Consider the following 19,325-nt stretch of genomic DNA (forward strand, 5'->3'; position numbering starts at 1 on the left):
GGACGATTACCGGACGATTAGCGCGATTCGATCGAGCCGTCGCTATGCGGATAGGTCACGATACCCCACGCCAGCGGCAACTCGCCGATCTGCCCGATCGGCTGATAATTCTGCGCGTTGAATACGTAGACCGAATCTGAACGGCCGCACGCAACCAGCAGCTTCGCGCCATCGGGCGTGAAGCTGAAATGCCAGCATCGCTGGCCGACCGGTACGTCGGTAATGTGCTCGTAGCTGTGCCCGTCGAAGACCTGGACTGTCTTGTCGCGCGCCGCGGCGACGAAAAGCCGCCGGCCATCGGGGCCGAATGCCACGCCGTACGGTCCGAGCTTCGTATCGACAGTTTTGACGACCTGAAAAGAGCGCGCGTCGATCACGACGAACTTGCTGAGCGACTCCAGCGTGACCACGTAGTCCTTGCCATCGGGCGATAAGCGGATGCCGCGCGGACGACCGCCTGCGGCGAGCTTCACGGTTCTGAGCGGCGCACCCGTGCGGGCGTGATAGACCGATACCGTATCGTCGCCTTCATTGGTGACCAGCATCGTCTTGCCGTCGCGTGAAAACTCGATGCCTTCGGTTTCGTGACCGCTCGTCACCGAGCGAATCACACGCCATGTCTTCATATCGACGATTGCGATTTCCGCAGGCGGCTTGTTGGCGTCATCGTCGTCGGCGCCCGGTTTGCCGTCGGGTTTGCCATCCCCTTTGCCGACCGGCGGGCCACCTGCTTCGTCCGGCTCATATGTCACGTACGCGTAGCCGTTGCGCACGCGCACATACTCGGGGTTCTTGCCGATCTTCACGCGCTGCACGACGTTGCCCGTCGCCGTGTCGAGCACCGACAGATCACCGGTGTTCCTGTTGGCCACCAGAAGCCGTGTGCCATCCGCATTCAGACTCAGTCCGCGCGGGCCGTCCGCGCCGACCGGAAACGTCGTCGCCAGTGTCATCTGATCCAGATCGATCACCCCGACACCGGCCTTCTCGCTCGTCACATAGGCCAGCGGCGCCGCGGCGTAAGCCGCGCTTGCGGTGAACACAACCGCGGCGGCGGCTAAAGCGGTAAGGGAACGTAGCGGCGTTTTGATAGGAATCCGTGTCTCCAGCATGTTGTACTCCGTTGTGAAATCGCTGCGCCGCGAAAGCTCGCGTCATTCAACCAAAGTAGCCCATCGGGGGATCGTTTGACAACGGACATCGGGCGGGAGAATTTCCCGAATTGAGGCGATGCGTGCCGTGGCTGGTTCTAAAAGCCGTTGCACGGGTGGAAAATGAATGCGGAGGTGGCCACTGCCTGGCCTCGACTGTCATGCCGCAGCTTGCGAGAGCGACTACCGGACACCCCGCGATCCATCCGACGCGGCGCCGTCATGTCGTCATCGCGCTGGGCGCTGTGATCGCCGTTCATATGGGTTTGCTCGCATGGACGTTAGCGGCGCGCGACAGATTGGCCGAGCGGCCGCTCGAAGCGCGGACGATCACCGCGATGCTGTTGCGTCCGACGCCGGAGCCCGTCGTGCCCGCCGCAGTGGTACCGCCGGCGCCGCCGGAAACCGCACGCGCTCCCGTACGGGCCAAGCCCACGCCGCCGCCTCGCGTAAAGGCGCAGTGGAGCACAGCAGCGCCTACGCCGACTTTGCCGCCGCCGCTCAAAGACGCTGCGCCATCGCCGGGCGCGGCGCCTCTGCCTGTTCCCGCTGCGCCCTCGCCCGCAACGACCGCATCCGCGCCCGCCATCGAGCACACGGTGCCTCTGGGGAGCGCCTCGAAGAACGTATCCCATGTCGAGTGCAATATCCCGAAGCCGGACTATCCCGACATATCGAAGCGGCGTGGTGAAAACGGCACGGCCATCGTCCGGTTCGTGGTGGGCCTGACGGGCCATGTCGAAACCGCTCAGTTGCAAAGGAGCAGCGGCTATCCCCGGCTCGACGATGCCGCGCTCGACGCTATTCATGCAAGCATCTGTCAACCGTACAGGGAAAACGGCGACGCGCTCCGCGCCGCGTATTCGCAATCGTTCGTCTTCGGATTGACCGACTAACCTGTCGCCGAATCAAAGGAAACGACCATGCAACACTACGGCCTCGCGAATGTCTGGGAAAACGGGGATATCGTCACGCGGTGCATTCTGAGCGCTCTGCTGATCATGTCGATCATGTCGTGGACGGTGATCGTCATCAAGCTATGGAACATCATGCGGACCAAACGCGTGACCTACCGGACCGAAGCGCGGTTCTGGCAAGCAGATCGCTTTGAAGACGGATTGAACAAGCTCGGCGGCCACGCGTGGGCACAGCGCGACAATCCGCTGCTGGCGCTCGCGCTCGCCGGCCAGGAAGCCGCGGCCCATCATCAGCAAACCCAGCCTCATCTGCACGACCGCATCGACGTATCCGACTGGATCACACGCCGCCTGCAAGACACGATGGACGACGCAATTGCGCGCATGCGAAGCGGCCTGGCGGTCCTCGCGTCGATCGGCAGCACGGCGCCTTTTGTCGGGCTGTTCGGTACCGTCTGGGGCATCTACCATGCGCTGATCGTGATTGGCGAGACGGGCCGGACATCGATCGATCATGTGGCCGGACCTGTCGGCGAGTCGCTGATCATGACGGCCTTTGGCCTCTTTGTGGCGATTCCGGCGGTGCTCGGGTACAACGGACTGACTCGCGCCAACAAGGCCATCGTGACCAGGCTGAAGCGTTTTGCGCACGGACTGCATGCGTATTTCGTGACCGGGTCCCAACTGCCGTCCAGTACCGGTCCCGACATGCGCATCGTGCCGCGCGGCATCACCGGAGCGAACGATGGAACCCATGACGGAGCGCTCAAATGGCAATGAGCCCTTTCTCCGACGACGACGAAAATGACTTGATGAACGAGATCAACATGACGCCGCTGGTCGACGTGATGCTGGTCCTGCTGATCATTTTTCTCGTCACCATCCCGGCGATGCAACCTGCGCTCAGGATCGATCTGCCGCACGCGAGCAGCCAGCCGGAAGACATCGAACCCGCGCACCTGGACGTCGCGGTGCAGGCGGACGGTTCGATTCTGTGGGACGGCCATCCGGTAACGGATGACGGAATGCGCGCAAGGATTGCTAAGGCCGCTCGGGCAAAGCCTCAACCGGAACTGCATTTGCGCGCCGACCGGAAAGTGCCCTACGAGCGCGTTGCCGACGTGATGTCGGCGGCTCAGGTCGGTGGTCTGACGCGAATCGGCTTCGTGACCAATCCTCAGACAAAGAAATAGCGCGTCGCCCGGGCAGCCGTATGTCGGCTGCGAACGCTTAAAGGATGACTTATCGGAGTCGAAAGAATCTCTGAATTCAAATCGGCATTGGGCTCCGCTATCGTGGGTACGTGTTTGAACGGAATGCCGGTGCCGTCTGTATGAGCATGACAACCGCCTCGCTTCCGGAACGGCCGCCGACACGCTGGCCGTGACCACCACGACTTCTTCCGGTCTGCCTGGCTTTGCATCGTCGCGCGGGCGCCGGACAAGGACCGGATCATGCAAGCCCTCATCTTCGACGTCGACGGCACGCTCGCCGATACCGATACCGGGACCGCTCACCTGCAGGCGTTCAATGCCGCATTCGCGGAGGTGGGTCTTGGCTGGTATTGGGACGAAGCGCTCTACGCACGCCTTCTCAAGGTGGCGGGCGGCAAGGAGCGTCTGAGGCATGACTGGCATGTCGCCGATCTGGAAGAAGCCGATGGTGCGAAGGTGAAGGAAATCATCGACGCAGTGCATGCGATCAGGACCCGCCATTACGCGGAGCGGGTGCGCGACGGCGGCTTGCCACTGCGCCCGGGCATTGCGCGTCTGATTGCCGAGGCAGGAGAGGCCGGCATTCCCGTGGCGATCGCGACGACCACCACACCGGCCAACCTCGACGCGCTGCTGCAGGCGCCATTTGGAACTGCCTGGCGTAGGCGCTTTGCCGCGATTTGCGATGCCGGCACCACGCAGGTGAAGAAGCCCTCACCCGATGTCTACCTCGACTTGCTGCGGCAACTCGGTCTGCAAGGCGCAGACTGTCTCGCGTTCGAGGATTCCGCCAACGGTCTGCGCGCCGCACGCGCTGCCGGCATCCCCACAGTCGTCACGCCGACCGCGTACACGTCGCACGATTGCTTCGACGGAGCGGTGACCGTGCTGCCTCACCTGGGCGCGCCGCATGCACCGATTCGACGGCCTGTGCCGGATGAGGAACTCCGGTGGGTCGATCTGGCCACATTGCGTCGCTGGCATCACCACGCGGTGTCCGAGGTTCTCTGAGATGAACCCGAATCAGCCTGCAGGTGCCGCGCGGCGTGCAACCGAGCCACGCTCTGTGCGCATTGGCCTGAATCCGGTTCAAGCAGCGGTCGCGGCTCGCTCACGGTTAGGTGCACGGTGATGATGGGTACGCAGAGCACGGCAGTGCTGGTCGACCTGGACGGCACGATGATCGACACAGCGCCGGACATCGTCGAAGCCGTCAGCCGCATGCTGGGCGAGTTCGGCACAGCATCGCTGCCGTTCAGGACGGTCAGCGGCTTTATCGGCAAGGGCGTGCCCAACCTGGTTCGACGCTCGCTCTACACCGCCGGGTTGGATCGGCAAGTCGACGCCGGGCATGCCATGGCCGTATTCCATCGGCACTATGCAGAAACCAATGGACGCCTCGGCCGTGTTTTCCCCGGCATCGCCGCCGGTCTCGGCGAGTTGCAGCGACAAGGTTACCGGCTCGCCTGTGTAACCAACAAACCCAAAGCGCTGGCTGCGCCACTCTTGCTGATGACGGGATTGGCCAGCTATCTGGATGTGCTGGTTGCGGGGGACTCGATCGCCCGAATGAAACCCGACCCCGAGCCGCTGTGGCACGCATGCCGGCTGCTCGACGTCGACCCTGGATACAGCGTACTGGTCGGCGATTCGCCGGTTGACGTCGCAGCAGCGCGGGCGGCAGGTCTGCCGGTGTTCATCGTGAGCTATGGTTATGCCGGCCCGGATGGCGCCGCGGCGCTGCGATGCGATGGTCTGATCGATTCGCTCGAGGCTCTGCCGGCGCTTCTTGCGGCGCGCGGCCCGGCGCCAGTAGCCGACGCTTTCATATTGCCACGACGACCGGTCGGGACAGCGCGATAAACGGATAATAAAAAACCCGCAGAGCCAATCGCTATGCGGGTTTTCGGGTACGGCCATGAACGTCTTCAGACTGCGTTAGACGTTGCGCGCGAAACGGTGGTGGGTGCTGAGAGGCTCGAACTCCCGACCTACGCCTTGTAAGGGCGCCGCTCTACCAACTGAGCTAAGCACCCGCTTCGCGGTTTAGCGTACTTCTGTTCTGCTGCCTGACGTAACAACCTGTGGTAACACCAAGTCACTGCATTTTCGTTGCACTTCTTTCTAACGAAACCTGCAGATCGTCAAGCAGCAAGCCGATTAGTTTAACGCATCCTTCAGAGCTTTGCCAGGCCTAAATTTAGGGACCTTCGCTGCCTTGATCTTGATGGCCGCGCCGGTGCGCGGATTGCGACCCGTACGCGCTGTACGCTTACCAACGGCAAACGTGCCGAAGCCGACCAGCGTCACCGAACCGCCCTTCTTCAACGTACCTTTGACGCCACCGATCACCGCATCGAGTGCACGGCCGGCCGCGGCCTTCGAAATGTCGGCCTGCTGTGCAATGTGATCGATCAATTCCGTTTTATTCATTCCAACCCCCGAGAATGTTATGGCAATCGTGACGGCGCTCTGTAGCACCTGGCATCACGCGACCGGCGGGCAGCGCCGAGCCGACTCATTAGAATTGGCCGAAACCCTTGTGTCAAGCGGGGTTGAGCCTGATTACGCAGGTTCCCGAGCGGTCTTTTGATGACCGAATCTTGCCGCCGATCGATGTGCGCACAACCAGTTGAGCGATTGCAGCCGTGTTTGCTCAAAAAGTGGGATGGCGCGCGTTCGTGTGCCGGCGAATCCTTTCGGAAAATCGTGGGCAAAAAAAACCCGCGGACCAAGCCGCGGGTTTTCGTACAGCAACCTACTTTCGCCACCGACTGTCTTAGTGCTTCACGACTTCCGTAGCGGTGGCGTCTTTCGCCGGCTCTGCTGCGACAGGCGTAGCAGGCTTCAGCTCTTCTTCCGACAGCGCTGCAGGTACACGTTCGAGCGCCAGTTCGAGCACCTTGTCGATCCAGCGGACCGGCATGATTTCGATCGCGTTCTTCACGTTGTCCGGAATTTCCGTCAGATCCTTGACGTTTTCCTCCGGAATCAGCACCAGCTTGATGCCGCCGCGATGCGCCGCCAAGAGCTTTTCCTTCAGGCCACCGATCGGCAATACCTCGCCACGCAGTGTGATTTCGCCCGTCATCGCCACATCCGCGCGCACTGGGATACCGGTCAGCACCGACACCAGCGCGGTCGTCATCGCGATACCGGCCGAAGGACCGTCCTTCGGCGTCGCGCCTTCCGGCACGTGGATGTGAATGTCCTGCTTCTCGAACGCTTCGTCCTTGACACCCAGACGGCGCGAACGCGAGCGGACCACCGAGCGCGCGGCTTCGACGGATTCCTTCATCACGTCGCCGAGCGAACCGGTGCGGATCACATTGCCTTTACCCGGCATGACCGCGGCTTCGATCGTCAGCAGATCGCCGCCGACTTCCGTCCACGCAAGACCCGTGACCTGGCCAACCTGATTTTCCTTCGCTGCCAGACCGAAGTCGTACTTGCGCACACCGAGGAAAGTATCGATATTGCTGCCGTCGACCTTCACCGCGCCTTCCGCTTTCTTCAGCAGAAGCATCTTCACGACCTTGCGGCAGATCTTCGAAATTTCACGCTCTAGCGAACGGACGCCCGCTTCGCGCGTGTAGTAACGAATGATGTCGCGGATCGCGGTTTCCGCTACCTCGACCTCGCCATCCTTGAGGCCGTTATTCTTCTTCTGCTTGGGCAAAAGATAACGTTGCGCGATGCTGACCTTCTCGTCTTCCGTGTAACCCGACAGACGGATCACTTCCATCCGGTCGAGTAACGGCGGCGGAATGTTCAGCGAGTTCGACGTCGCCACGAACATCACATCCGACAGATCGAAGTCGACTTCGACGTAGTGATCGGCGAACGTATGGTTCTGTTCCGGATCGAGCACTTCCAGCAAGGCCGACGACGGATCGCCGCGGAAATCCTGACCCATCTTGTCGACTTCGTCGAGCAGGAAGAGCGGATTGCGCACGCCGACCTTGGTCAGGCTTTGCAGAATCTTGCCGGGCATCGAACCGATATACGTACGACGGTGACCGCGAATCTCGGCTTCGTCGCGCACGCCGCCGAGCGCCATGCGCACGAACTTGCGGTTCGTGGCGCGAGCGATCGACTGGCCCAGCGACGTCTTACCGACACCCGGAGGCCCAACGAGGCACAGGATCGGCGCCTTCACCTTGTCGACACGTTGCTGGACCGCGAGATACTCGAGAATGCGTTCCTTCACCTTCTCGAGACCGAAGTGGTCCTCGTCGAGCACGCGTTCCGCATTCGAGAGGTCGTTGTTGACCTTGCTCTTCTTGCGCCACGGCAAGCCGATCAGCGTATCGATGTAGTTGCGCACGACCGTCGCTTCAGCCGACATCGGCGACATCAGCTTGAGCTTCTTCAGCTCGGCGTCGGCCTTCTTCTTGGCTTCCTTCGGCATGCGGGCAGCCGTGATGCGCTTCTCGAGTTCTTCGAGATCCGCACCTTCTTCGCCTTCGCCGAGTTCCTTCTGGATCGCCTTGACCTGTTCGTTCAGGTAGTACTCGCGCTGGCTCTTCTCCATCTGGCGTTTGACACGCCCACGGATGCGCTTTTCAACCTGCAGGATGTCGATCTCGGCTTCGAGTTGCGCGAGCAGATGCTCGAGGCGCTCGATGACCGGAAACATTTCGAGGATGTGCTGCTTCTGGTCGAGCTTGAGCGGCAGATGCGCCGCGATCGTGTCGGCCAGACGCCCAGCCTCGTCGATACCCGACAGCGACGTCAGGATCTCCGGCGGGATCTTCTTGTTCAGCTTCACATACTGGTCGAACTGCGACACGATCGCGCGGCGCAGCGCTTCAGTTTCAGCGCTGTCGGCGTGGTCGGGTTCGAGCGGCATGACTTCGCACGAGAACTGCGTTTCCTGTTCTTCGATGGAAAGCGTTTTCGCGCGCTGCAAGCCTTCGACGAGCACCTTAACGGTGCCGTCGGGCAGCTTCAGCATTTGCAGGATGTTGGCAACACACCCTACTTCGTACATGTCCTTTTCGGTCGGCTCATCTTTCGCAGCCGTTTTTTGGGCGACGAGCATGATGTGCTTGCCGCCTTCCATCGCTGCTTCGAGAGCCTTGATCGACTTCGGGCGGCCTACGAAGAGCGGAATCACCATGTGCGGGAAGACGACTACGTCACGCAGCGGGAGCAGCGGGAGCGTAATGCGTTCCGGCGGAAGGAGTTGGGTTCCTGACATTTCATTTCCCCATGAGTGGAATCAGTTCGTTCGATAGGTGAGGCCAGCAGAAAAGATTGCAAGCCTCCGCGTGTGGGAAAAGTTCAGTGACTCCGAAGGTTCAGTGACTCCATAGTGAAAACAACCATCCTGACCACACGATAAACGAAAAAGCCGTTCACGTCGCCATGAACGGCTTGTTTGCAGAACCCGAAAGCCGATCAGTTCGAACCCGCAACCTTGGGTGCGTCTTCGTAGATCAGTAGCGGTTTGCCGTCGCCGTCAATCACGTTGTCGTCGATGATAACCTTGCTAACGCCTTTCATAGCCGGCAGGTCGTACATCACATCAAGCAACGCCTGTTCCAGGATCGAACGCAAACCTCGCGCGCCCGTCTTGCGGCGGATCGCCTTACGCGCCACAGCCTGCAACGCCGCCGGACGAATCTCGAGTTCGACGCGTTCCATATTGAACAGCTTGTGGTACTGCTTTACCAGCGCGTTCTTCGGTTCGACGAGAATCTTCATCAACGCCGCTTCGTCGAGCTTGCCGAGCGTAGCCACCACCGGCAGACGGCCGATCAGCTCAGGAATCAGACCGAACTTGATCAGATCTTCCGGCTCCACTTCGCGCAGCACTTCGCCCGCGTCGCGGTCCTGTTTGCTCTTCACGCTCGCGCCGAAGCCAATTCCGGTCTTTTCGGTGCGGTCGACGATGACCTTTTCCAGGCCATCAAACGCGCCACCACAAATAAACAGGATATTGGTCGTGTCGACCTGAATGAAGTCCTGATTCGGATGCTTACGGCCACCCTGCGGCGGCACCGACGCCATCGTACCCTCGACCAGCTTCAGCAAGGCCTGCTGCACGCCTTCACCCGACACATCGCGGGTAATCGACGGGTTGTCGGACTTGCGGCTGATCTTGTCGATTTCGTCGATGTAAACAATGCCGCGTTGGGCCTTGTCGACTTCGTAATTGCAGTTCTGCAGCAGCTTCTGGATGATGTTCTCGACGTCTTCGCCGACGTAGCCGGCTTCCGTCAGCGTCGTTGCATCGGCAATGACGAACGGGACGTTCAAAAGGCGTGCGAGCGTCTGCGCGAGCAAGGTCTTGCCGGAACCGGTCGGGCCGATCAGCAGGATGTTGCTCTTGGACAGCTCGATCTCGTCCTTCTTGTCGAGATGCTTGAGGCGCTTGTAGTGGTTGTACACCGCGACCGCGAGAATCTTCTTCGCGCGTTCCTGACCGATCACGTACTGGTCGAGAATTTCACGGATTTCCTGCGGACTCGGCAGATCGGACTTGGACAAGCCCGCCTCGATGCCCGCGCCTGCAGCCTCATCGCGGATGATTTCGTTGCACAGGTCGATACATTCATCGCAGATGAACACCGACGGGCCGGCAATCAGTTTTTTGACTTCATGCTGGCTCTTGCCGCAGAACGAGCAATACAACAGCTTCTCGCTGTTAGAACCTTTCTTGTCCGCCATAGATGTGTAAGCCTCCGGACACTCGATTACATGATACGCCGTTTGCCCCTGCCTCACAGTTGGGCGCGGCAGGGCTTGAGCCAGGATAACGGCGTTTGCCGCAGGCGCTCGGACGAGTCTTGATTATTTCACAACCGATCCGATGACATTTTTGCCCCATCATGGGGCAAAAACGCACCAGATCAAGGACGCTTGTGGGCCACCTGATCGACCAGGCCGTACGCTTGCGCATCATCGCCGGACATGAAATTGTCGCGGTCCGTGTCGCGCGCGATACGTTCCACCGGCTGGCCGGTGTGGTGCGCGAGCAAATGATTCAGCCGTTCTTTCAAATACAGAATTTCACGCGCCTGAATTTCAATGTCCGACGCCTGACCGCGCGCGCCGCCCAGCGGCTGGTGAATCATCACACGCGAATTCGGCAGCGCAAAGCGCTTGCCCTTCGCACCGGCCGCCAGCAGGAACGCACCCATGCTGGCCGCGAGCCCCATGCACAGCGTCGACACGTCCGGCTTGATGAACTGCATCGTATCGTAGATCGCCATGCCGGCCGAAACCGAACCGCCCGGGCTGTTGATGTAGAAGCTGATGTCCTTGTCCGGGTTCTCGCTCTCGAGGAACAGCATCTGCGCGACGACGAGATTGGCCGTCTGGTCGTTCACTTCGCCGACCAGGAACACAATACGTTCTTTCAGCAGACGCGAATAGATGTCATACGAGCGCTCGCCGCGACCGCTCGTTTCCACGACGATCGGCACCAGTCCGAGCGCCTGCGCTTCGAGATCCCGCGACGACTGGGAGGTCAACGTGTCCAGCATTTGGGCGCGAAAGGTCATGCAATGGATCCTTGTCTGGAAATATTCTAAATATCAGATGCTAGACAGGTGTGTACGACGAGCCCGTATTCAAGTGCGCGATCCATGTACTGAACTTCGTACTTAAAGCAGTGCACGTTCACAGCACAAAAAAACGGCGCGCGGGCCGTCGCTCCGACAGCCGGCACGCCGTTGCAGCAACGCTTACGCTTGCGCCGTTGCGCTTGCCAGTTCTTCGAAGCTCACTTCCTTGTCTGTCACCTTGGCCTTGCTGAGGACGAAATCGACGACGTTGGCTTCAACGACGTACGCTTCCATTTCGGCAAGACGTTGCTGATTGGAATAATACCAGCGGACGACTTCCTTCGGGTCTTCGTAGCTTTTCGCGAATTCGTCGACTTCGGCACGAATCTGCTCCGGCTTTGCCTGCAGTTCGTTAGCCTTGACCAGTTCGGCCAGCACGAGGCCCAGCTTCACGCGGCGCTCTGCCTGTTCCTTGAACATTTCAGCCGGGATCGGCGCGTCAGCGGCGTTCGGCACGCCACGTTGCTCCAGATCCTGACGAGCCATGGCGACGAGGCGTTCCTGATCCTGCTCGATCAGCGCGTTCGGCACTTCGAGCTCCGAAATCTTCAGCAGCGCGTCCATCACCTGATTCTTGACGATGGCTTGCGTGCGGCGCTTCGCTTCGCGTTCGAGGTTGTCCTTGATCTCAGCGCGCATCTTGGTCAGATCGCCGTCTTCGATGCCGAGCGACTTCGCGAATTCAGCGTCGATTTCCGGCAGGTGCGGCCACTCGATCTTCTTCATCGTGATCGTGAATTGCGCCGTTTTGCCTGCCACTTCCTTGCCGTGATAGTCGGCCGGGAACGTCAGATCGAATTCCTTCGATGCGCCGACCGCGAGGCCCAGCGCTGCCTTTTCGAATTCCGGCAGCATGCGGCCTTCGCCCAGCACGAACGCGAAATCTTCCGCGCTGCCGCCCTGGAACACTTCGCCGTCGATCTTGCCGACGAAGTCGACCGTTACGCGATCGCCTTCTTTCGCTGCCGTGTCCGCGCCGCCGTCACCGTGCTCGCCGGCTTCGCCGCGAGCGTGGAAATGCACGCGTTGCTTGCGCAGGATGTCCAGTGTGCGGTCGATTTCCGCTTCGCTGATGGTAGTCGTGGTGCGTGCGATTTCAGCCGTGGCGACGTCGCCCAGCTTCACTTCCGGATACACCTCGAAGGTCGCGTCGAACGCGTAGTCGCCTTCTGCGGCGTCGCTCTTCGGCGCGAAGCTCGGCTGGCCGGCAACGCGCAGGTTTTCGGTGCGGCTGATGTCGAAGAATTCCTTGCCGACCTTGTCGCTCAGCACTTCGGCTTCCACCTGACCCGAATACTGTTGCGTCACCATCTTGAGCGGCACCTTGCCCGGGCGGAAACCCGGCATGCGCACGTTCTTCGCGAGTTGACGGATACGCGAGTCCACTTCCTTCTGCACGGCGTCCTTCGGCAGGGAAATCGTTACGCGGCGTTCGAGCTTGCCGAGGTTTTCAACAACGTTAGCCATGGCTTCAATCGTCCTAAAATTATTCGAGCGAATCAGTTATCTTCTCCGTGCCGCTTTTCGATGTCGCTTCGCATCGATTGCGCGCCTGCGCCGCGGGCTTGCAGGCCGCCGGCAGCACGGTTTGGGTCTAAAGAGCCGAATATTTTAGCAAACTATTTGCGCGCCTAACCGGGATTCGATGATTGCGCACGTTTTTACCGGCTTTCCGGGCGCTTTCCGGCGTGTTTTTGCCGGCTTTGCGGCCGTTCGATCGAGCCGCCTCGCGTGACGCGCGCGGCGTGCGGTCTCCGCTTGCGACCGCACTTGTGACCTCTTTCACCAGACGATTCCGGCTATGCCGTTCGACATATTCAGTCGGCGCCGCCATGCTGCTAAGCTAACGGACGCGCTCGGGGCTGCGCCTCTTTTCCTTCATCGTTATCGCCCTCGCAACGATTCCAACCATTCAGAGACACCATGCCGAATCTGCCGTCCTCGCCTGTCGTCGTTATTGCTCCCGATTCCTTCAAAGGCTCGCTCAGCGCCGAGCAGGTCGCGCAGGCGATTGCGTCCGGCATCCAGCGTGCCCGGCCCGACGCCGACGTGCGCATCTGTCCGATGGCGGACGGCGGCGAAGGCACGCTGGACGCTATGCTCACGAGCGGCGGCGAGCGCCGCAAGCTGAGCGTGCGCGGCGCGGCCGGGCCGGTGCGCGAAGCGCTCACCGGACTGCTCGCGGACGGTAGCGCGATCATCGAAACCGCGGAAATTGTCGGCATCACGGATCCGGTCGGCATGGGCGTTCCGGTCGAGGCGCGCAGCACGCGCGGCATGGGCGAAGCGATCCGCGCACTGCTCGACGCGGGCGTGCGGCGCTTTTTCGTCGCACTCGGCGGCAGCAGCACGAATGACGGCGGAGCGGGTCTGCTCGCTGGTCTCGGCCTGAAGCTTTTCGACGCGCAGGACAAGGAGCTCGACGCGACACCCGAACAACTGGCGCGCGTGACGCGCCTCGATGTGTCGCAACTCGACGCCCGGCTGGCGGACGCGTCGTTCGTCGGCATGTCGGACGTAGACAACCCGCTCACCGGCGATCACGGCGCAACCGCGGTGTTCGGTCCGCAAAAAGGCGTGAAGCCGGAGCAGATTGCCGTGATCGACGCCGCTCTCGCTCACTTTGCCGATCTGCTCGAGGCGGCGCTCGGGCGAACCGCGCGCGATCAACCTGGCGCGGGCGCGGCTGGCGGTCTGGGCTTCGCGCTGCATATGCTGGGTGCGCAGTTCGAGCCGGGCGCGGAAACCGTCGCGCGGCAAATCGGCCTCGACGCCGCGCTCAAGGGCGCAAACTGGCTGATCACAGGCGAAGGCCGTTCGGATGTCCAAACGCTGCACGGCAAAGCGCCTTTCATCGCCTGCCGTCATGCGCAGGCAGCGGGCGTGCCGGCCACGCTGCTATCGGGAGCGGTCGACTCCGCGGCGCTGCCGCGCCTCGCCGAATATTTCAGCGGCTGCTTCTCGCCCGCCCCCGGGCCGATCACGCTAGAGGTCGCGATTCGCGACGCGGCGCGCCTGCTCGCCGACGCGGCCGGGCAGCTGACGCGCCTGAAATACGGCGCGCGTTGACCGGCGGGACGGTTGCGGCAACAATCACAGCGCCACGACCGCTCCACTTATCACGGGAAGACCATGAAGGCCTCCGCCAAAACCGGACTGGAACAACTCCTTACGTACCGTCTACATGTGCTGAACAAACTCACTGAGCGTGGCATCAGCGTGCGCTATCAGGACAAGCTTGGGGTGACGTTGCCGGAAGCGCGAGTGATTGCGTCGGTGGGATCGTTCGGACCGTTTTCGATCATGGAGCTGGCGCGGCACGCGAATCTCGACAAGAGCCAGGCGAGCCGTGCTGCTGAGGCGTTGATCAGGCAAGGGCTCGTGAAGCGCGAGCCGAGCGCCGAAGACGGGCGCGTGGTGCTGGTGTCGCTAACCGCCGAAGGCCGCGCGCTGTATCGCAAAGTAATGCCGATCGCGCGCAAGTGGAATGACGATCTGTTCGAGTGCCTCGACGAACAGGAAAAGCTCGCGTTCGGCCATGCGCTCGACAAGATCATCCATACGATGACCGCACACGAGGAGTGAGCGACGAAGCGCGGGCGGGCGCGAATGTGGGCTCCAGGAACTGCGACCCGCCCATGCCGTAATCAGGCCTTGCCGTTGCCTTGACCAGTGCCGTCGGCACTGCCTGCACTGCCCGCCTTGTCAGCCGTCGCACCCGCCGCATCGCCGGCCACATCCGCTGCGACCCGAGCACCGCGCGCGAGCCGCCAGGCGATCGCACCAAGCGAGCCGACCGCCAGCAGCAGAGCCGCCCACAACACATAGCGGCGCATCGCATCCCGGTCCTTGTTCGCCGACTGCGCATCGGCATCGTCCGGCGCGACGGGCAGCGCTTCTCCCAGCCGCGCCGCGACGGCAACCGAAGCAGCGCCCATCAGCAAATCCTCGCGGCTCACCGCCGACGACACCACCGCTTCACTGCCCACCGCCAGCGTAAACGGAGCCGATCCGCGCGCGACGAACGTGAGCGTCGCCGGACGCCAGCCCGCCGCGATGGTCAACGCACCGCTCCCCAAGCCGCCGTTGCGCGCGTCGACCACCACGCGCCATTGACGGTCCGTGTCCGCCACCACCTCGATCGATGGATTGCTCTGCTCCACCGGGCCATTGTGCAGCCGGTACAGCGTCGCGTTCGAGACCTCGCGCCACGGCGTCTGCAGACTTGGACGCGAATAGACGATGGCCGGCGCCACTGTATTGGGCTGCGGCAAATTCAGGCGCAAACGGTCAACGGGATAAGGGCCGCCCGTCTCGAAGAAATACTCGCCGGCCGTCGGCCCCACACGAGCAACAATGCCTTCGCGCCATTCCCGCTGGGTATCCGCGCGCTGCGCGCGGTCCGCACCGGCGGCCTGCACCTCAAGGTCGATCGATTCGAGGTACGGCGCGCCGTCGAGCCAGCGCAGCCGCACGTAGCGCGCCCGCCCCGCATCCAGCGCAATGCGGTCCTGACTCAACGTGCTGCCGTTATAGGTGACCTTGAGCAATTGCGCGTCGCCGGCGGGTTGCCAGCTGCGCAAATCGTTGCTCGATTCGACCGTCACGCGCCCCTGATAATTGTCGTTGCGCAGGTGCACGACCAACGCGCTCGCCTCGCCCGCCATATGGCCGAGATCGACCAGGTCGGTATCGTGTTGCGCGCGTGCCGGCGCCGCCGCGGTGGTACGCAGCGACCCGTCGGCCGCGATCGTCACGCCGAGCGGCGCGCCGGCGCTGTCCGCAGCAGTAACCGGCAACGGGAACCAGCGCACCGTGCGCAGCGTGGGCGGCGTGCGGGCCGCATCGCGCGGCGCATCGAGCGAATACGGCACCGGCTCGCCGGCGCCGTTGAACACGCGCACGTCGCCGAGATCGCTGCGCCGGCTCGCCGCGTACACGGCAGCCGGCAGCTTGATGCTGTAGTACGCGGCGCCGTTGTCGAGTTCGAGCGCAAAGCGCTGCGCAAAGTGATCGGCCGCAGCCGCCACCGGCGGCGTCCCAATAAACGAAATCGCAACGCACCAACCGGTCACAATCAAGAAACGCTTCATTGCTCAGTTTCCATCACGACAGCTTTTGGCGGCAACGGCGAGAAGTAGCCGATCAACAGCAACATCACGCCGATACCGATGAACGACACGATCCGCTCGATACCCGTCACATGCGACAGGTCGAACAGGAACAGCTTGACGACGGTCGCCGCCAGCAAAGCGCCGCCGACGAACCAGAGCAGGCGGCTCGCGCGGCGCGTCGCCCAGATCATCATAGCGAGCGCGCAGATCGTCCAGAATACCGACACGGAGGCCTGCACGAGCATCGAGTGCGACATGTCGTCGAACTGGTACGGCACGCCGGTCCAATGATGCAGCGTACGCAGAAGCATCGCATTGAGCCAGATGAACCCGGTCACACCGACCACCGCCTGCAACGACACACGATATTCGCCGATCGGCACGCCAAGGCGGCTGATGCGCACGAGCCACAGCGCCGCCAGCGCGAAAATCACCGCCTGCACCAGATCGAGCGGATTGACGAGCGGCAGGCGCGCCCACGCGCCGCCGTCCTGGGTCAGGTTCGCATAGAAGGTCCACACCCACATCACCAGCACGAGCGGTGTCGACGCGATCGCGCACAGCCGTACGATACTGTCGCGCCGCGCGAGCCATAGGCCGGCGAAAGCAAACGCGCTCCAGCCGACGAGGAACACCTGCTGCAAATTGAACGACGACAGCACTGCATCGACATCGTACGCGGCATGAAAATGATGGTGCAGCGTGCGCAGCAGCAACGCGTTGAACCACAGGAACAGCGTGGCGAGCACGGCGTAGTCGAAAGCACGCGGATGCCATCTCAGACCCAGCGCGCGCAGACGCCGAAACCACACGGCGAAAGCGATGAACGCGAGTATCTGCGCGACGTCGAGCGGATTCACGATCGGCAGCCAGAAAAGCGGCGCGGCGCTGCCGTCACTGATAACGCTCGCGATACTCCACGCCCACAGCAAAGCCGCGAGAGGCGCCGCGCCCCACACCTGATAAGCCTGCGTATAGCGCGCAACCGGCCAGCGCAGACGGTGCCCGACACCTGCCACCAACAGCAGCAGAATACCGAAGCCATAGGCCCACGCGCTCCAGCTCCACGCCCCTTCGGGCACATACGCGCGCAAACCCCAGTAGCCTTCGAGCGCGAGGAGCGCGCCGACCGTCCAGAACATCAGCGTATGCAATGGCGCGAGCACGCGGTCGCCGACATCGCGCTGCTGACGCCACAACAACACGTAGGCGAATACCGCGACGACCGCGCAAACCAGCCAGCCGTTGCCGCTAACCGGCGTCATGCTGTACATGAACAGGCTCGCCACCAGCAACGCGAGGAACGGCACCAGCGCAAGCGCCGGCCACTCGGCGAGCGGCCAGCTCAGTTTGCGGCGCGCGCCGTGCGCAAGCCAGGCGGTCAGCGTGGCGAACAGCGCGGCGAACGCGTCCTCGAAACGATAGCGGTCATAGGAAAGATGGGCATGCGCGTACTCGAAGATTTCGTGGATGCCGCCCAGAACCCACCACAGCAGCCCCCAGATTGCGGCGACAAGACCGATCTGCGGTATCCACGCGTGCCACGCGCTCGCTTCGCTGCGGCCGTGCAGACGCCATCCCGTGAACATACCGGCAAGGGCAATCAACGCGGTGGCGATATAGGCGCCATTCAGGACCGGCCAAACCTCCCTGTAATCGATCTGCATGCCGGTGCCGACGATAAACGCGCAAGCCGCGGCCAGTTGCATCAGCAAGCCGAAACCGAACGCGGTCAGGCGCCGCTGGCGCACGCCGAACCAGGTGATCGCGGCGCCTTCGATGGCCCATGTGGCGCTCGTCGTCGGGCCGCTGAAAGCGAGCGGTACGGCCAGGGTCGCGAAAATCACAGCCAGCGCCAGCATGGCCTCGAACAGCATGCCGAGGCGCTCGCGGCGCCGCGCCAGCCAGGCTGCGACCGCGAGGTAGAACGCGGCCAGCGCCACCGCGCTCCACGCCAGACCGAACTCGGTGCTTTTCATCAATGCGGCTTGCAGGCCGATGACGACCAATGGGGTGCCGAATACCAGCGTACCGTCGACGTAATGCTTGAGGGCAAGCTCGCGGCGCACCGCGTACAGCAACGCAATGCCGACGTACATCAGGAAGAACAGAACCAGGAACGGTTCGGTTGTGGCGAGCAGTTCGGGCCGGTAGGCCGTCACGCCCCACGCGGCGCCGATCGAAAACGTGAACACGAAACCGAGCAGATTCAGCGGACGCCACGCTTTGAACCACGCGATCGCGAAGATACCTGCGTTAAGCAGCGCGTAGTAGCTGAACAGCATCACGTGACTGCCGCCGCCGGTCGAGAGCAGCACCGGCGCGAGAAAACCACCCGCGCTGCCCATGAAGGCGAGCGAGGACGCATTCTGCCGCACCGCCAGAAACGCACTCAACGCGCAGATCGCGATCATCAGCGGCAGTGCCGCGCCGGCCGGCAGCAGATGATAGAGCCTGGTAGCGGCAAACACCGTCAGGTACAGCGCGCCGACGCCGCCGCCCTGCAAGATCAGCCCATATGCGCCACGGCGCTCGCCGATGCGCCAACCGACGGCGAGCAATGCGGTCGCCGCAAGCGCGACGCCGGCAAGGCGGAATTCGATCGGTAACAGGCTATTGTCGGCCGCGTACTTGAGCAGAAAGGCGATGCCGAAAAACAGCACGACGATGCCGACCCGCACCACCGTGTTGCCACCGAATAGCCAGTCGCGGCCGGCTTTGAAGAGGCGTTCGGCGAGACCTGGCCCGCGCGGCGGTGCAGGCGGTGTTTGCAGCAGCGGCGGCGGAGTCGGGATCGATGCCGACGCGAGCGGCGCGACCGGCGCAGCCGCAGCGGCGCCGGTCGACGCCGGCGGCGTGACTGCGCTGACGCTCGCCGTAGGACGCACGGCCGCGGGCTGCGCCGGCGCGACCTGCGCCGCGTGGCGCTGCTTCTGGACCGTTGCGGGAGGCATCGCGTACGGACGCGGCACAGCCGCGGGCGGCCGCAGTTTGAACATCGGAGGTGGAGCACTCGCTGCTTCGCCGACGGACGCGGACGCGTCCGTGGCGGCGCCGCTGCGCAGTTGCCGGATTTCACCGCGCAGTACGACAATCTCCCGCTCGAGCCGCTCGACACGCGCGGCCAGTTCATTGGGTGGATTCCAGCTATCGGCCGCGGCCGGCTTAGCCGTGGGTTCGGTCGCCGCGTCGCGAGGCTTTTCCATCAGCACACGCGCGAGCCCAAAGCCGACGAGCGCACCCACCACAGTGCCGTTAGTGATCGAAAAGTCGTACGACAAGGCGATCGCGATACCGATCACCGCGCCGAACACCACAAATATCCAGCTCATCGCATCCCTCTTATAGTCTTCTG

General features: G+C 62.6%; 15 protein-coding genes and 1 tRNA gene. 7 read left to right on the forward strand and 9 right to left on the reverse strand.

What is annotated here, in order from left to right:
- Positions 1 to 17 precede the first annotated feature (17 nt).
- Complete coding sequence (locus AC3WOG_RS11810; RefSeq protein WP_492578175.1) at positions 18 to 1,112, reverse strand: YVTN family beta-propeller repeat protein; 1,095 nt, start codon at positions 1,110 to 1,112, stop codon at positions 18 to 20.
- A gap of 200 nt (positions 1,113 to 1,312) precedes the next feature.
- On the opposite strand from AC3WOG_RS11810, the gene AC3WOG_RS11815 reads away from it, so the two are divergent.
- The 5 genes from AC3WOG_RS11815 (at position 1,313) to gph (ending at position 5,145) form a co-directional block, all read left to right on the forward strand.
- Entirely contained in the window at positions 1,313 to 2,047 is a 735-nt protein-coding gene (locus AC3WOG_RS11815; RefSeq protein WP_492578176.1) for an energy transducer TonB, read from the forward strand.
- 27 nt (positions 2,048 to 2,074) lie between these two features.
- A complete protein-coding gene (locus AC3WOG_RS11820) occupies positions 2,075 to 2,848 on the forward strand; it encodes a MotA/TolQ/ExbB proton channel family protein (RefSeq protein ID WP_492578177.1) in 774 nt (257 codons plus the stop codon).
- Positions 2,839 to 3,261, forward strand: coding sequence for an ExbD/TolR family protein (locus tag AC3WOG_RS11825; RefSeq protein WP_492578178.1), 423 nt, complete (start codon positions 2,839 to 2,841; stop codon positions 3,259 to 3,261). Before AC3WOG_RS11820 ends, AC3WOG_RS11825 begins: the two co-directional genes overlap by 10 nt.
- 261 nt (positions 3,262 to 3,522) lie before the next feature.
- Positions 3,523 to 4,293, forward strand: coding sequence for an HAD family hydrolase (locus AC3WOG_RS11830; RefSeq protein ID WP_492578179.1), 771 nt, complete (start codon positions 3,523 to 3,525; stop codon positions 4,291 to 4,293).
- 120 nt (positions 4,294 to 4,413) lie between these two features.
- Positions 4,414 to 5,145: a phosphoglycolate phosphatase gene (gene gph / locus AC3WOG_RS11835; RefSeq protein WP_492578180.1), complete on the forward strand. Its 732-nt coding sequence runs from the start codon at positions 4,414 to 4,416 to the stop codon at positions 5,143 to 5,145.
- Positions 5,146 to 5,242: 97 nt separating this feature from the next.
- Here gph and AC3WOG_RS11840 read toward each other — a convergent pair.
- The 6 genes from AC3WOG_RS11840 to tig form a co-directional block, all read right to left on the reverse strand.
- A tRNA-Val gene (locus tag AC3WOG_RS11840) sits at positions 5,243 to 5,318 on the reverse strand.
- A 124-nt stretch (positions 5,319 to 5,442) separates the two neighbouring features.
- Positions 5,443 to 5,715 carry an HU family DNA-binding protein gene (locus AC3WOG_RS11845; protein ID WP_007585907.1) on the reverse strand — a complete coding sequence of 91 codons (273 nt, stop codon included), beginning with the start codon at positions 5,713 to 5,715 and terminating at the stop codon, positions 5,443 to 5,445.
- 346 nt (positions 5,716 to 6,061) lie between these two features.
- Positions 6,062 to 8,485, reverse strand: coding sequence for an endopeptidase La (gene lon / locus AC3WOG_RS11850; protein WP_492578181.1), 2,424 nt, complete (start codon positions 8,483 to 8,485; stop codon positions 6,062 to 6,064).
- 200 nt (positions 8,486 to 8,685) lie between these two features.
- The gene (gene clpX / locus AC3WOG_RS11855) at positions 8,686 to 9,957 is read right to left on the reverse strand and encodes an ATP-dependent Clp protease ATP-binding subunit ClpX (protein WP_341312226.1); all 1,272 of its coding nucleotides are present in this window, start codon (positions 9,955 to 9,957) and stop codon (positions 8,686 to 8,688) included.
- 182 nt (positions 9,958 to 10,139) lie between these two features.
- Positions 10,140 to 10,793 (reverse strand): ATP-dependent Clp endopeptidase proteolytic subunit ClpP, encoded by a 654-nt coding sequence (gene clpP / locus AC3WOG_RS11860; RefSeq protein ID WP_007182010.1) that lies wholly within the window; start codon positions 10,791 to 10,793, stop codon positions 10,140 to 10,142.
- 183 nt (positions 10,794 to 10,976) lie between these two features.
- On the reverse strand, positions 10,977 to 12,323 hold the full coding sequence (tig, locus tag AC3WOG_RS11865; protein ID WP_492578182.1) for a trigger factor: 1,347 nt from the start codon (positions 12,321 to 12,323) through the stop codon (positions 10,977 to 10,979).
- A gap of 456 nt (positions 12,324 to 12,779) precedes the next feature.
- Between tig and AC3WOG_RS11870 the strand changes: the two genes are divergently transcribed.
- Entirely contained in the window at positions 12,780 to 13,925 is a 1,146-nt protein-coding gene (locus AC3WOG_RS11870) for a glycerate kinase (protein ID WP_492578183.1), read from the forward strand.
- Positions 13,926 to 13,988: 63 nt separating this feature from the next.
- Positions 13,989 to 14,441: a MarR family winged helix-turn-helix transcriptional regulator gene (locus AC3WOG_RS11875; RefSeq protein ID WP_492578184.1), complete on the forward strand. Its 453-nt coding sequence runs from the start codon at positions 13,989 to 13,991 to the stop codon at positions 14,439 to 14,441.
- A 62-nt stretch (positions 14,442 to 14,503) separates the two neighbouring features.
- Here the strand turns inward: AC3WOG_RS11875 and AC3WOG_RS11880 are convergent, their stop codons facing one another.
- Together AC3WOG_RS11880 and AC3WOG_RS11885 are read right to left on the reverse strand one after the other, a co-directional pair.
- Positions 14,504 to 15,949, reverse strand: a complete 1,446-nt coding sequence (locus AC3WOG_RS11880; protein WP_492578185.1) for a DUF3999 domain-containing protein — start codon at positions 15,947 to 15,949, stop codon at positions 14,504 to 14,506.
- Complete coding sequence (locus tag AC3WOG_RS11885; protein ID WP_492578186.1) at positions 15,946 to 19,302, reverse strand: DUF2339 domain-containing protein; 3,357 nt, start codon at positions 19,300 to 19,302, stop codon at positions 15,946 to 15,948. The genes AC3WOG_RS11880 and AC3WOG_RS11885 overlap by 4 nt, the downstream gene beginning before the upstream one ends.
- Between the last annotated feature and the right edge of the window lie 23 nt (positions 19,303 to 19,325).

Source organism: Paraburkholderia sp. FW306-02-B, assembly GCF_058782725.1.